Raw genomic sequence first — 14,366 nt, 5'->3', positions numbered from 1 at the left:
TTTCCGAATGCGCGTTTTTTCAGCAAAACACCTGTAAGCGTGCCATAAAACAAGCAATTTGCCGTTTTTGCAACCGCAATCACACTTCCAGGTGGCATACTAAAGAGGAATAAAAAGAAAAAGGAAGATAAGTAATGCCTTTAAGCGCACAACAGTTAGCTGCACAGAAAAACCTTTCATATGTTCTGGCTGAGAAGCTGGCACAACGAATCTTAAAAGGTGAATACGCACCTGGCACCATTTTGCCGGGTGAAATTGAACTGGGTGAGCAATTTGGTGTGAGTCGTACTGCGGTACGCGAAGCGGTCAAGACGTTAACGGCAAAGGGGATGGTTTTACCGCGTCCACGAATTGGTACTCGGGTCATGCCACAATCCAACTGGAACTTTCTTGATCAGGAATTACTCACCTGGTGGATGACAGAAGAGAACTTTCATCAGGTCATTGATCACTTTTTGGTTATGCGTATCTGTCTGGAGCCGCAAGCCTGTTTACTGGCTGCAACGGTAGGAACAGCAGAACAGAAGGCGCATCTCAACACGCTAATGGCCGAAATGGTCGCATTAAAAGATAACTTTCGCCGAGAACGTTGGGTTGAGGTCGATATGGCCTGGCATGAGCACATCTATGAAATGAGCGCCAATCCGTTTTTGACCTCTTTCGCCTCGCTATTCCATTCGGTTTATCACACTTACTTCACGTCAATAACCAGTGACACCGTGATAAAGCTGGATCTGCACCAGGCGATCGTCGATGCGATTATCCAAAGCGATGGCAACGCGGCATTTAAGGCTTGTCAGGCGCTACTACACACTCCGGATAAGTGATAACCAGACAAAGGGACATTGAATGAGCGAGAAAAAGAAGCGCAGTATGGCGGGTTTGCCATGGATTGCGGCGATGGCTTTCTTCATGCAGGCACTTGATGCCACTATCCTGAATACAGCCCTACCCGATATCGCTCATAGTCTTAATCGCTCCCCCCTCGCTATGCAATCGGCCATCATCAGTTACACGCTGACGGTGGCGATGCTTATTCCGGTCAGCGGATGGCTGGCCGACCGCTTCGGCACACGCCGCGTTTTCACCATTGCCGTTAGCTTGTTTACGTTGGGTTCTCTGGCCTGCGCACTCTCAAACTCGCTGCCACAACTGGTTGTCTTCCGTGTTATTCAGGGGATAGGCGGCGCAATGATGATGCCGGTCGCTCGCCTGGCGTTACTGCGCGCATACCCACGCAATGAACTCCTTCCAGTACTGAATTTTGTCGCCATGCCGGGTCTGGTAGGGCCGATTTTAGGGCCCGTTCTTGGGGGTATGTTAGTCACGTGGGCAACATGGCACTGGATCTTTTTAATCAATATTCCCATTGGTATTGCGGGCCTTCTTTACGCTCGCAAACATATGCCCAACTTCACCACAGCACGTCGAAAATTTGATATCACTGGTTTCTTACTGTTTGGTCTTAGCCTTGTGCTCTTCTCAAGTGGAATAGAGCTGTTTGGTGAGAAAATTGTTGAAACCTGGATAGCCTTGACGGTCATTGTGGCCAGCATAGTGTTACTGCTTCTCTATATCCTCCATGCGCGACGAACGCCAAACCCATTAATTTCATTAAATTTATTTAAAACCCGCACTTTCTCGATCGGTATCGTAGGCAATATTGCAACCCGTCTGGGGACCGGCTGTGTACCGTTCCTTATGCCATTGATGTTACAGGTAGGATTTGGTTATCAGGCGTTTATTGCTGGCTGCATGATGGCACCGATAGCGTTAGGCTCCATTATTGCGAAATCGATGGTTACGCAGGTTTTACGGCGTCTGGGCTATCGCCATACGTTAGTGGGAATTACGGTGATTATTGGTTTGATGATCGCCCAGTTCTCATTGCAATCTCCGGCAATGGCGATCTGGATGCTAATTTTGCCGTTGTTTATTTTAGGGATGGCGATGTCGACGCAATTTACCGCGATGAATACCATAACACTTGCCGATCTGACCGATGACAACGCCAGCAGTGGTAATAGCGTTCTGGCTGTCACGCAACAGTTGTCGATCAGTTTAGGTGTAGCCGTTAGCGCAGCCGTTCTTCGCGTTTACGAAGGGATGGAAGGTACGACGATTGTTGAACAATTCCACTATACGTTTATTACGATGGGGATGATTACGGTTGCTTCAGCAGCGATGTTCATGCTCCTGAAGGCAACTGATGGTAATAATTTGATTAAACGCCAGCAAAAATCTAAGCCGAGCCGCGCGCCATCAGAATCGGAGTAAGTTGTAATCGTTGTTGCTGTAAGGTTGGCTGCGCCATTCGGTGGATGAGTACATCAATCGCCAGCTCTCCCAATTCATCTTTCGGTTGATGGATAGTAGTGAGCGGTGGCGTCATATAACGTGCCAGTTCAATATCGTCATAACCAATCACCGCGATATCCTGCGGGACATGCAATCCAGCCTGGTACAACGCCTGGTAAACACCCACTGCCATTGCGTCATTTCCGGTAAAGACCGCCTGAGGACGCAGCGAATGTGATAACAGCTGTCGCATAGCGTCAAACCCGCCGTTAAATTCAAAATCGCCAGTCACTTCATAGCCATCAGGAATGTCGAGGCCAGCACGTTTCATCGCCGCCCGATAACCTTCCAGTCGCAAACGTGCAGGCGTTTTATCCAGAGGTCCGGTAATACAGGCGATACGAGTATAACCTTTGTCGATCAGATATTGCGTCGCTAAATCGCCTCCCAGCAACGAGTTATCCTGAATGAGATCGCTATCGCCATCGAACGGCGCCCAGTCCATCATCACGGTTGGCACTGTCGGATAACGTTGCATGATTTCACGCGAAGGCTGATGCGTTTCGGTGCACAGTAACAGCAAGCCATCAACACGCTTTTGCATCAACGTTTCCAGATTACGATTCATTCGCTGCTCATCGCCTTCGGTATTACAAAGGACAAGACTATAACCGCGCTCGAAGCAGCTGCGTTCAACACCACGCACCAGTTCTGAATAGAAAGGATTGGTACTGGCAGTGATCAACATGCCAATGGTATGTGTTTGATTGAGTTTGAGGCTACGCGCCAGAGCTGATGGCGCGTAATTGAGTTCTTTAATCGCCGCTTCAACTTTGGCGGTAATCGCTTCACTGACGAAGCGATCTTTATTGATGACGTGAGAAACTGTTGAGGTAGAAACGCCCGCCAGGCGGGCAACATCTTTCATTGTAGCCAAGCGTCACCTCTGCCTGTCTAAAAATGCGTCGATCTCTTCACGCCACGGTACGGAAGGTTGTGCGCCTTTACGTGTTACGGCAATCGCAGCGGCGGCATGGGCAAAACGAATCGCCTCTGGCAATGGTTTTTCTTCCAGCAACGCCGTGATTAACGCGCCGTTAAAGGTATCTCCGGCAGCAATGGTATCGACAGCCTGCACCCGGAATCCAGGAACGCGCTGACCTTCACCATTCACGCTAGCCCATACACCACGACTTCCTAAAGTAATCAGTACAGTACGGATACCTTTTTCATGCAGTACCTGCGCCGCCTTCGCCGCATCTTCATCATTTTCAACACGAATACCGGTGAGCTTTTCTGCTTCCGTTTCGTTTGGCGTAATAATGTCCACCAGCGCCAACAGTTCGTCAGGAAGTTCGCGAGCCGGGGCCGGGTTAAGCGCAACGATAGTCATATTTTGATGGGCAATTTTCGCTGCTGCCATCACACTTTCGAGTGGTGATTCCAGCTGCATTAATAATGCTGAGGCATTCGCAATACGCTCGCGTTGTGCTTCTACCAGCACAGGGGAAAGGGCAGCGTTAGCACCGGAATGAATACCGATGACGTTCTCGCCTTCACTATTAACAAAAATCAGCGCCACACCTGTTGATTCACCTTTGATCACGCTTACAGGTGAAATATCAATGTTATCAGTAGCGAGCTGCTGACGTACGCTCTCGCCAATACTGTCATCGCCCGTGCAGGCTATAAACGAGATATTCGCGCCGCTACGCCCTGCTGCCACCGCCTGATTCGCGCCTTTGCCGCCAAATGCGACTTGATAGTGGTTACCGGTTACGGTTTCGCCTGGAGTAGGAAAAGATTGAAGATTAAGGATATGGTCAGCATTAATGCTGCCAAGAACAACGAGGCTGCCTGCGTTTTGCATATTCGGGATGTCCATAAAATGCGCCACCGGGTTAGGGTGGCGCGTGCCCTGCTTTTCTTTATATTACACGTTCATCTGTCGATGACGTATTGATGCCACTATCAGGTTATAAAACCTGACTAAGACTACTGCTTAACAACCAGTTTCAGATCAACCGGATATTTCGCCTGAACTTTTTCGCCTTTCAGAACTTTGTCCGCGGTTTCGACACCTTTCGCGCCAATCTGATCGGGTAACTGAGCGATAGTCGCTGCCAGTTTGCCATCATTTACTGCTTTTTCGCCATCAGGTGTACCGTCAAATCCGACGACCATCACATCCGATTTACCAGCAGTTTGCAGCGCACGCAGTGCGCCCAGCGCCATTTCATCATTCTGCGCGAACACTGCCTGCACATCCGGATGAGCGGTCAACAGGTTCTGCATTACGTTCAAACCTTTGGTACGGTCGAAGTCTGCCGGCTGGCTGGCAAGGACGTTAAATTTGTGAGCAGCAACAGCCTGCTGGAAGCCTTCGCCACGCTCACGGGCTGCGGATGTACCGGCAATGCCTTGCAGCTCGATAACTTTGGCACCTTCGCCCGCTTTCTTCGCGATGTAATCACCGGCGATTTTGCCGCCCAGTACGTTATCAGAAGCAATGTGGCTCACCACTTCGCCTTTCGTGGCCTGACGGTCAAGGGTGATAACCGGGATGTTCGCCTGGTTTGCCATCTTCACGGCGTTACCCACTGCATCGGAGTCGGTCGGGTTAATCAGCAGAATTTTGGTGCCGCGAACGGTTAAGTCTTGCACGTTCGCCAGCTCTTTCGCCGGGTTGTTCTGGGAGTCCAGCACCACCAGGTTATAGCCGAGTTTATCCGCCTCTTTCTGCGCGCCATCTTTCAGCGATACAAAGAACGGGTTATTGAGTGTGGAAACCACCAGCGCAATGGTGTCTTTTGCCATCGCATTCGCACTAACGGTGGCGCTTAGCGCAACAGCAGAAACCAGGGTAGCCAGTTTTTTCATGTTCATATTCAAGATGTCCTGTAGTCGTTATTACTGCTTTTTGTTGTCTACCAGCACCGCCAGCAAAATCACCACAGCTTTGACGATCATCTGGTAATAGGAGGAAACACCTAACAAATTCAATCCATTATTAAGGAAGCCAAGAATTAATGCGCCGATCAACGTCCCAACAATGCGACCTTTTCCGCCCGCCAGACTCGTACCGCCCAGAACCACCGCAGCAATAGCATCCAGCTCATAGCCAGTCCCCGCCGTGGGTTGTGCGGAGGAGAGGCGCGCCACTTCAATGATCCCGGCCAGCGATGCCAGCAGACCACAAAGAGAATAGACGATGATTTTGATTTTATTGACGTTGATACCAGAAAGACGCGTTGCCGCTTCGTTGCCGCCCAGCGCGTAGATGTAACGCCCCAGACGCGTGTGATGCAGCATGTACCAGGCCGCGAGGAAGACAATCCCCATGATCCAGACTGGCGTCGGTACGCCCAGCGGACGACCAATACCAAACCAGCCAAACAGATCGGCGTTCTCAGTAAAGCCGGTATTCACTGGGCTACCGTTGGTATAAACCATAGTCACGCCGCGCAGCAATAACATCATCACGAGGGTAGCGATAAACGCCTGGACGCGGCCTTTCGCCACAATCACCCCTGTTACCGCACCAATTGCGGCACCTAATGCCAGTGCGGCAGCGACAGCCACCAGCGCATTGACTTCAATGCCGACGATAGACGCAGCAACTGCGCCAGTCAGCGCCAACAGAGAACCGACGGACAGGTCGATGCCCGACGTCAGGATCACCAGCGTCATGCCGACCGCCATAATGGCGTTCACCGAGGTTTGCTGGAGAATATTGAATAAGTTATTGATGGTGAAAAAGTTCGGGCTTAACGTCGAGACAATCGCGATCAGCACCAGCAGAGCGATAAGCGATTTCTGCTCCATCAGCCACGCTTTCGTGAAATAACGGCGACCAGAAACAGTCTGGGTTGTCATTTTTTTACTCCTGATTCACGCGATTAAGCTTGCCCACAGCGGCAGCCATTAACACTTCCTGGGTGGCTTGCTCACGAGTAAATTCCCCGCTGAGATGCCCTTCATGCATGACGATGATGCGATCGCTCATGCCTAATACTTCTGGCATCTCTGATGACACCAGAATGATGCTCAAGCCATCGGCTTTGAACTGGTTGATCAGTTGATAGATCTCTTTTTTCGCGCCGACATCTACACCACGGGTAGGTTCATCAAGGATAAGTACTTTCGGGCGCGTCATCAGACCGCGGGCAATCGCCACTTTTTGCTGATTGCCACCGGAGAGCAGGCCAATTGCCTGTTCCATTGATGGCGTTTTCACATTGAACAGGCGAATAAAATCACTCACTGCCTGTTGTTCATCGGCATGCTTCAAACTGCCGCCAGTACGGCTGAAGTAGCGCAGCGCAGTCAGCGACATATTTTCTTTTACTGACATGCCCAGTACTAAACCGTCGCGTTTACGGTCTTCAGAGATATACACAATGCCGTTTGCCAGACCATCCTGCGGTGAACGAGTAATAACTTCATGCCCATCCAGCGTGACATAACCGCTGGTGCGCGGCAGTGCGCCATAGAGCACTTTCATTAATTCGGTACGCCCCGCGCCCATCAAACCAGAGACGCCAAGGATTTCGCCATTGCGTAGGGTAAAAGAGACGTTGTTAACACCAGGCCCGCAGAGATTATCGACTTTCAGGCGGATATCTCCCGGCGCTTTGTCCAGGTGTGGATACTGCTCTTCCAGCTTGCGGCCCACCATCATCTCAATCAGCGAATCTTCGGTCAGTGATGCCACTTCACGCTCGGCAATAAATTGCCCGTCACGAAAAATGGTAACGTCATCGCAAATCTCGAAGATTTCTTTCATGCGGTGGGAGATATAGACAATGCCGCGCCCTTGCGATTTCAGCTCGCGAATGACGCGGAACAGGGATTCGGTTTCGGTATCAGTCAGCGCATCTGTCGGTTCATCCATAATGATGACTTTCGACTCAAAGCTCAGCACTTTGGCGATTTCAACCATTTGCTGGTCACCGATGGAAAGATCTCCCACCAGCTTGTCGCTTTTAAAGCGCAGGTTAAGTTTAGCCAGCAATTTATCCGCTTCGGCATACATGGTTTTCCAGTCAATTTTGCCAAAGCGATTAACAAACTCACGACCGAGGAAAATGTTTTCGGCAATGGTCAACTGCGGGATCAGGTTCAGCTCCTGGTGGATAATCCCAATCCCGGCTTCCTGGGAAGATTTCGGCCCGGTAAATGTCGTTTCTTTCCCCAGCCATAAAAGCGTACCGGCATCGCGAGTATAGATACCGGTAAGCACTTTCATCATGGTGGATTTACCCGCGCCGTTTTCGCCTACCAGCGCCATTACGCGGCCCGGATAGACATTTAACGCGGCGCCCGAGAGGGCTTTTACGCCCGGAAAGGCTTTATCAATGCCTTTAAGCTGTAGTAATGCTTCCATGACGACCTCAGAACGTCACGCCAGCACAGAGAATGATATTCGCATACGGAGAACATTCTCCGCTGCGAATTACCGCCTGACTTTCTGCGGTTAGTTGTTTGAATTGTTCATGCGTGGTGTAACGAATTTCAATGGTGTTTCCCTGGTGTTGTTGCAGCTGCTCAAGGTGAGTGAGCAACGTTTCGTGGAGTTGCGGATTATGTTGTTTGATCTCTTCCGCGATAATGGCTGCCTCAACCTGCATTTCACTCGTAACAACTCCCAGTACCTGCATAAAAGAAGGTACGCCCTGGGTTAATGCCACATCGATACGCGTTGTACTTTTTGGGATGGGTAAACCAGCATCACACACCACCAGCGTATCGGTATGCCCCAGACGGGAGATCACCGACGAAATATCAGAATTAAGAACGGTGCCTTTTTTCATTTTTTTCTCCATCAGCGAAACGTTTCGCTGACCAGCAGTTTAATCCTGACTGAACAGAGAAAACCATCGCAACGTTACTGAAATGTGATCAACATCGAAACGTTTTACATCGTGATTAAGCATGAAAAACAAAAACGCCCCCTTTATGGAGAAAGGAGGCGTCTGGCGTTAGATTTCGACCTGAGTACCTAGTTCAATAACCCTGTTTGGTGGGATTTCAAACTGATCTGGTGCACGCAGTGCATTACGCTGCAACAGCAAGTACAGTTTGCCACGCAAACGTAAGTACCACGGGCGTTTGCCGAGGATCAACGACTCATGGGACATAAAGAAGGAGGTTTCCATCATCCGGCAACTTAACCCTTCCAGGCCACAGCGGTGGAAGACTTCTTCCACGTTTGGCGTTTCCCGCCAGCCGTAACTTGCCACCACGCGCCAGAAAGTGGGCGACAGTTGTTCAATCTGTACCCGACGGACGTTATGGACATATGGCGCGTCTTCGGTACGCAGAGTTAACAGAATCACCCGCTCATGCAATACCTTGTTATGTTTCAGGTTATGCATCAGCGCAAAGGGAATGACGTTGATTGCACGCGACATGTACACCGCGGTTCCGGGAACGCGAACGGGCGGTGATTTTTCCAGCGAAGCAATCATCGCTTCCAGAGAGTTACCATGTTCATGCATCCGTCGCAGCAGGCGGAAACGCTCGCTCTTCCAGGTGGTCATCACGATAAACATCACCGTACCGAGGCTCAATGGCAACCAGCCGCCGGAGAGCAGTTTATCGAGGTTAGCGGTGAACAATGGAATATCGACACAAAGGAAGGCTATCAGGATCAGCGCAACAAAATACTTATTCCAGTGCCAGTTCTGACGCGCCACGGTAGTCGAAAGAATAGACGTCAGTACCATAGTTCCGGTCACCGCAATCCCATACGCCGCTGCCAGGTTACTGGAGTGCTCAAAGCTGACAATCACAATCACGACCGCGACATAGAGCATCCAGTTCACAAACGGAATATAGATTTGCCCTGACTCCCTTTCGGAGGTGTGAATGATACGCATCGGCGAAAGATATCCCAGACGTACCGCCTGACGCGTCAATGAGAAAACGCCAGAGATAACTGCCTGCGAGGCAATCACCGTTGCCAGTGCAGCGATGATCAGCAGCGGGATTAGCGCCCAATCCGGTGCTAACAGGAAGAACGGGTTCTTAATCGCTTCCGGGTTCTTTAACAACAGCGCTCCCTGGCCGAAGTAGTTAAGGGTTAAGGAAGGCAAGACGACAGTGAACCACGCCAGGCGAATCGGGAACTTACCAAAATGCCCCATATCGGCATACAGTGCCTCGACCCCCGTAATCGACAGCACAACTGCCCCTAATGCAATAAAAGAAACCGTTTTGTATTCAAGGAAGAAATGCACTGCCCACATCGGATTCAGCGCATGCAGCACTTCCGGGTTAGCAATAATGCTACGTAACCCCAGCCCTGCCAGAATCAAAAACCAGGTCAGCATGATCGGCGCAAACAGCTTACCGACCATAGCCGTGCCATGTTTTTGAATCATAAACAGTAAAGTAAGAACGATGATTGAGAGGGGAACTATCCAGGTATCCAGTTGCGGGGCGACGATTTCCAGACCTTCAATGGCAGACATCACCGAAATGGCGGGTGTTATGACGACTTCGCCATAGAAAAAGCTGCCACCGATTAGCCCCATAATCACCAGCATTGATGTGGTTCGCGCCGACGTATTACGCCCGGCAAGCGACATCAACGTCAGGATCCCCCCTTCACCGGCGTTATCCGCGCGCATCACGAAGGTAAGGTATTTGATGGAAACCACAAAGATTAGCAGCCAGAAGATCAGCGATAAAAAGCCAAACACGGCATCGCGTTCAACGCCAAAACCAAACTGGCCGGACAAACATTCACGAAGTGTATATAACGGGCTGGTACCAATATCGCCGTAGACAACTCCAATCGCCGCGAGGGTTATCGCGGGCAACGATTGCTTATTATCAGTGCTCATAGACTAGTCTTTCGTTGAAATATGAAATGTGTGCGTAGTCCCTTGGCCCACAAAAAAGCGCTCAGTATGCACGATTAACGGCAAAATCGTACTCCTAAATGCGGCCACATTAACCTGGCTCAAAGAAAAATATCCCTTCTTTGAGACTATTTTTGCCACCAGCAAGAAACGTCTATACTCGCAATTTACGCAGAACTTTTGACGAAAGGACGCCACTTCATTATGGCTCACCCTCATTTATTAGCGGAAAGAATTTCCCGCCTGAGCAGCGCGCTGGAAAAGGGGCTTTATGAACGTAGCCACGCCATCCGCCTGTGTTTGTTAGCGGCATTAAGTGGTGAAAGCGTGTTCCTGCTTGGCCCCCCAGGTATTGCTAAAAGTCTGATCGCCCGTCGCTTAAAATTCGCCTTCCAGAATGCGCGCGATTTTGAATATCTGATGACCCGCTTCTCCACCCCGGAAGAAGTTTTTGGCCCCCTTTCCATTCAGGCGTTAAAAGATGAGGGACGCTATGAACGCTTAACCAGCGGTTACCTGCCGGAAGCAGAAATCGTCTTTCTGGATGAAATCTGGAAAGCTGGCCCGGCAATTCTTAATACCCTGCTAACCGCCATTAACGAACGTCAATTCCGTAACGGTGCTCATGTCGAAAAAATCCCGATGCGCTTGCTCGTGGCGGCCTCCAACGAGCTGCCGGAAGCAGACAGCAGTCTGGAAGCGTTATATGACCGCATGCTGATTCGTCTGTGGTTAGATAAAGTGCAGGATAAAGCGAATTTCCGCTCCATGCTGACCAGCCAACAAGATGAAAATAACAATCCGGTTCCTGCCGCCTTGCAGGTCACTGATGAAGAATATGAACGCTGGCAAAAAGAGATTAGTGAAATTACGCTGCCCGATCATGTATTTGAGCTGATTTTTATGCTGCGCCAGCAACTGGATAAATTACCGGATGCGCCTTACGTCTCCGATCGTCGCTGGAAAAAAGCGATCCGCTTATTGCAGGCCAGCGCTTTTTTTAGTGGTCGCAGTGCTGTTGCCCCGGTTGATCTTATCTTGCTGAAAGATTGCCTGTGGTATGACGCGCAAAGCCTGAATTTGATTCAACAACAAATTGATTTATTGATGACCGGTCATGCCTGGCAACAGCAGGGGATGTTGACCCGCCTGGGCGCGATTGTGCAACGTCGTCTGCAACTCCAGCAGCAACAAAGCGATAAAACAGCCTTAACGGTAATTCGTCTGGGCGGCATTTTCAGCCGTCGTCAGCAGTATCAGCTTCCTGTCAACGTTACTGCTTCCAATCTGACTCTGCTGCTGCAAAAACCGTTAAAACTGCATGATATGGAAGTAGTTCATATCTCCTTTGAGCGTAGCGCGCTGGAACAGTGGCTGAGCAAAGGTGGTGAAATTCGTGGCAAACTGAACGGTATCGGCTTTGCCCAGAAACTGAATCTGGAAGTTGATAGCGCCCAACATCTGGTTGTACGCGATGTAAGTTTACAAGGCAGTATGCTGACGCTCCCCGGTTCATCGGCTGAAGGTCTACCAGATGAAATAAAACAACAACTGGAAGAGCTTGAAAGCGACTGGCGTAAGCAACACATTTTATTCAGCGAACAGCAAAAATGTCTGTTTATCCCTGGCGACTGGTTAGGTCGCATTGAAGCCAGCCTACAGGATGTCGGTGCCCAGATTCGCCAGGCGCAACAATGCTAACACTGGATACGCTCAATGTGATGCTGGCCGTCAGCGAAGAGGGATTGATCGAAGAGATGATCATCGCGCTGCTGGCCTCACCGCAGCTGGTGGTATTCTTTGAAAAATTCCCGCGCCTCAAGGCGGCAATCACCGATGATATTCCCCGCTGGCGTGAGGTGCTGCATAGCCGTCTGAAAGATACGCGTGTCCCGCCGGAACTCACTGAAGAGGTCATGTGCTATCAGCAAAGCCAGCTTCTCTCCACGCCGCAGTTTATTGTGCAGCTACCGCAGATTCTGGACTTACTGCATCGTCTGAATTCCCCGTGGGCCGAACAAGCCCGACAGCTGGTTGATGCTAACAGCACTATCACTCCGTCATTGCATACGCTTTTTCTCCAGCGTTGGCGCTTAAGCCTGATTGTGCAAGCGACGACCCTGAATCAGCAGTTATTAGAAGAAGAACGCGAACAACTGTTGAGCGAAGTTCAGGAACGCATGACATTAAGCGGACAGCTCGAACCAGTTCTGGCAGATAACAACACCGCAGCCGGTCGTCTGTGGGATATGAGCGCCGGTCAGCTTAAACGCGGCGACTATCAGTTGATTGTGAAATACGGGGAATTTCTTAACGAACAGCCGGAACTGAAACGTCTGGCGGAACAGCTGGGACGTTCGCGCGAGGCCAAATCAATACCCCGCAACGATGCGCAGATGGAAACCTTCCGCACTATGGTGCGCGAACCGGCAACCGTTCCTGAGCAAGTTGATGGCCTGCAACAAAGCGATGATATTTTACGCCTTCTGCCGCCGGAACTGGCGACACTGGGCATCACTGAACTGGAATATGAATTTTATCGTCGGCTGGTGGAAAAACAGTTGCTCACCTATCGTCTGCACGGTGAATCATGGCGTGAAAAAGTGATCGAACGCCCGGTGGTACATAAAGATTACGACGAACAACCGCGTGGACCGTTTATTGTCTGCGTAGATACTTCCGGCTCAATGGGCGGTTTTAATGAGCAGTGTGCGAAAGCGTTCTGCCTGGCCTTGATGCGCATAGCCCTCGCTGAAAATCGACGCTGCTATATTATGTTATTTTCCACCGAGATCGTCCGTTACGAGCTTTCAGGCCCACAAGGTCTTGAACAAGCGATCCGCTTTTTAAGTCAGCAGTTTCGTGGCGGCACCGATCTGGCCAGTTGTTTTCGCGCCATTATGGAACGCTTACAAAGTCGGGAATGGTTTGACGCTGATGCGGTGGTGATTTCTGATTTTATCGCCCAGCGGTTGCCTGACGATGTGACGAGTAAAGTGAAAGAGTTGCAGCGGGTACATCAGCATCGCTTTCACGCCGTGGCGATGTCAGCACACGGCAAACCCGGCATCATGCGCATTTTCGATCATATCTGGCGCTTTGATACCGGGATGCGAAGCCGCCTGCTCAGACGCTGGCGGCGATAAACGATTACAGCAGAGAAGGGACGCTCTCGCGAACGGCTGCCGGCCATACACCACACTGAACCTGGCCGATATGCGGCAGTTGCAGCAGCAGCATAGTCAAACGAGACTGGCCAATACCGCCACCGATGGTCTGCGGCATTTCACCACGCAGCAGCGCCTGATGCCATTCCAGCTGCAGACGATCTTCATCACCGGTCAGCGCCAGTTGATGCTTCAGCGTGTCGGCATCCACGCGGATTCCCATGGAAGAAAGCTCAAACGCATCTTCCAGTACTGGGTTCCATACCAGAATATCGCCGTTCAGACCCGCATGGCCCAGCTCTGACGGGGTGCTCCAGTCATCATAATCCGGTGCGCGCACGTCGTGGCGATGACCATCACTCAACTTGCCACCAATCCCTACGAGGAATACCGCGCCAAGATCTTTCGCAATCGCCCGCTCACGCCCTTTGGCATCGAGATCCGGATAACGAGACAGTAATTCCTGGCTGTGTACGAAGTGGATCTGATCCGGCAGGAACGGTGCCAGACCAAACTCTTCGCTAACAGCAGCTTCGGTTGCTTTAATTCCCGCCCAGATCGCCTCTACTGTGCTTTTCAGAGTGGAGAATTGACGCTCACCGTCGCACATTACGCGTTCCCAGTCCCACTGGTCAACATAGACCGAGTGCAGCGGGGAAAGACGGTCTTCATCGGGGCGAAGGGCTTTCATGTGCGTGTACAGCCCTTCGCCCACGCTGAAGTCGTGTTGCCCTAATGTCTGACGTTTCCACTTCGCCAGTGAATGAACCACTTCGAACTGGGCATCAGGCAGAGCTTTCACTTTTACCTGTACCGCTTTTTCACAGCCCGACAAGTTATCCTGCGTACCATCCCCCACACGGCTAAGAATCGGCGCCTGGACTTCAATCAGCCCTAAGCGTTCTTCCAGTTGACGAGAAAAGTGAGATTTCACGAAGCTAATTTGACGTTGTTTGGCAATGTAAGCGGTTTTCATTTTTTATACTCCTGCGTCCTGTTGCTTATGATTAAGCAACAAAAACCGACACACATG

12 protein-coding genes are annotated in these 14,366 nt (G+C 50.7%); 4 read left to right on the top strand and 8 right to left on the bottom strand.

The genetic code is table 11. The features are described 5' to 3' along the window. Positions 1-134: 134 nt before the first annotated feature. Both AACS80_RS23550 and mdtD read left to right on the top strand, forming a co-directional pair. Positions 135-827, top strand: coding sequence for a FadR/GntR family transcriptional regulator (locus AACS80_RS23550; RefSeq protein ID WP_130222537.1), 693 nt, complete (start codon positions 135-137; stop codon positions 825-827). 22 nt (positions 828-849) lie between these two features. Then, a complete protein-coding gene (gene mdtD / locus AACS80_RS23545) occupies positions 850-2,277 on the top strand; it encodes a multidrug transporter subunit MdtD (RefSeq protein ID WP_130261126.1) in 1,428 nt (475 codons plus the stop codon). Here the strand turns inward: mdtD and rbsR are convergent. From rbsR to kup, 7 genes are all read right to left on the bottom strand, one after another. Next, positions 2,243-3,235 carry a ribose operon transcriptional repressor RbsR gene (rbsR, locus tag AACS80_RS23540; RefSeq protein ID WP_131161512.1) on the bottom strand — a complete coding sequence of 331 codons (993 nt, stop codon included), beginning with the start codon at positions 3,233-3,235 and terminating at the stop codon, positions 2,243-2,245. The genes mdtD and rbsR overlap by 35 nt on opposite strands. A 3-nt stretch (positions 3,236-3,238) precedes the next feature. Next, positions 3,239-4,168: a ribokinase gene (gene rbsK / locus AACS80_RS23535; RefSeq protein ID WP_138184023.1), complete on the bottom strand. Its 930-nt coding sequence runs from the start codon at positions 4,166-4,168 to the stop codon at positions 3,239-3,241. A 125-nt stretch (positions 4,169-4,293) separates the two neighbouring features. Next, positions 4,294-5,184, bottom strand: a complete 891-nt coding sequence (rbsB, locus tag AACS80_RS23530) for a ribose ABC transporter substrate-binding protein RbsB (RefSeq protein ID WP_001056273.1) — start codon at positions 5,182-5,184, stop codon at positions 4,294-4,296. 24 nt (positions 5,185-5,208) lie between these two features. After that, a complete protein-coding gene (rbsC, locus tag AACS80_RS23525; protein WP_000211858.1) occupies positions 5,209-6,174 on the bottom strand; it encodes a ribose ABC transporter permease in 966 nt (321 codons plus the stop codon). Between the two features lie 4 nt (positions 6,175-6,178). Beyond that, a complete protein-coding gene (gene rbsA / locus AACS80_RS23520; RefSeq protein ID WP_130206842.1) occupies positions 6,179-7,684 on the bottom strand; it encodes a ribose ABC transporter ATP-binding protein RbsA in 1,506 nt (501 codons plus the stop codon). Between the two features lie 7 nt (positions 7,685-7,691). Next, the gene (gene rbsD / locus AACS80_RS23515) at positions 7,692-8,111 is read right to left on the bottom strand and encodes a D-ribose pyranase (protein WP_130206840.1); all 420 of its coding nucleotides are present in this window, start codon (positions 8,109-8,111) and stop codon (positions 7,692-7,694) included. 168 nt (positions 8,112-8,279) lie between these two features. Beyond that, positions 8,280-10,148 (bottom strand): low affinity potassium transporter Kup, encoded by a 1,869-nt coding sequence (gene kup / locus AACS80_RS23510; protein WP_130206838.1) that lies wholly within the window; start codon positions 10,146-10,148, stop codon positions 8,280-8,282. A 222-nt stretch (positions 10,149-10,370) separates the two neighbouring features. Between kup and ravA the strand changes: the two genes are divergently transcribed. Together ravA and viaA are read left to right on the top strand one after the other, a co-directional pair. Beyond that, complete coding sequence (ravA, locus tag AACS80_RS23505; RefSeq protein ID WP_138184022.1) at positions 10,371-11,867, top strand: ATPase RavA; 1,497 nt, start codon at positions 10,371-10,373, stop codon at positions 11,865-11,867. After that, positions 11,861-13,312, top strand: coding sequence for an ATPase RavA stimulator ViaA (gene viaA, locus AACS80_RS23500; protein ID WP_130206834.1), 1,452 nt, complete (start codon positions 11,861-11,863; stop codon positions 13,310-13,312). The genes ravA and viaA overlap by 7 nt, the downstream gene beginning before the upstream one ends. A gap of 4 nt (positions 13,313-13,316) precedes the next feature. Here viaA and asnA read toward each other — a convergent pair whose 3' ends face one another. Then, positions 13,317-14,309 carry an aspartate--ammonia ligase gene (gene asnA, locus AACS80_RS23495; RefSeq protein WP_135410602.1) on the bottom strand — a complete coding sequence of 331 codons (993 nt, stop codon included), beginning with the start codon at positions 14,307-14,309 and terminating at the stop codon, positions 13,317-13,319. Between the last annotated feature and the right edge of the window lie 57 nt (positions 14,310-14,366).

Source organism: Escherichia sp. E4385, assembly GCF_963883145.1.
Taxonomy (GTDB): domain Bacteria; phylum Pseudomonadota; class Gammaproteobacteria; order Enterobacterales; family Enterobacteriaceae; genus Escherichia.
The sequence above is the reverse complement of the archived record's forward strand: the minus strand, read 5'-3'. Positions and strand labels throughout refer to the sequence as shown.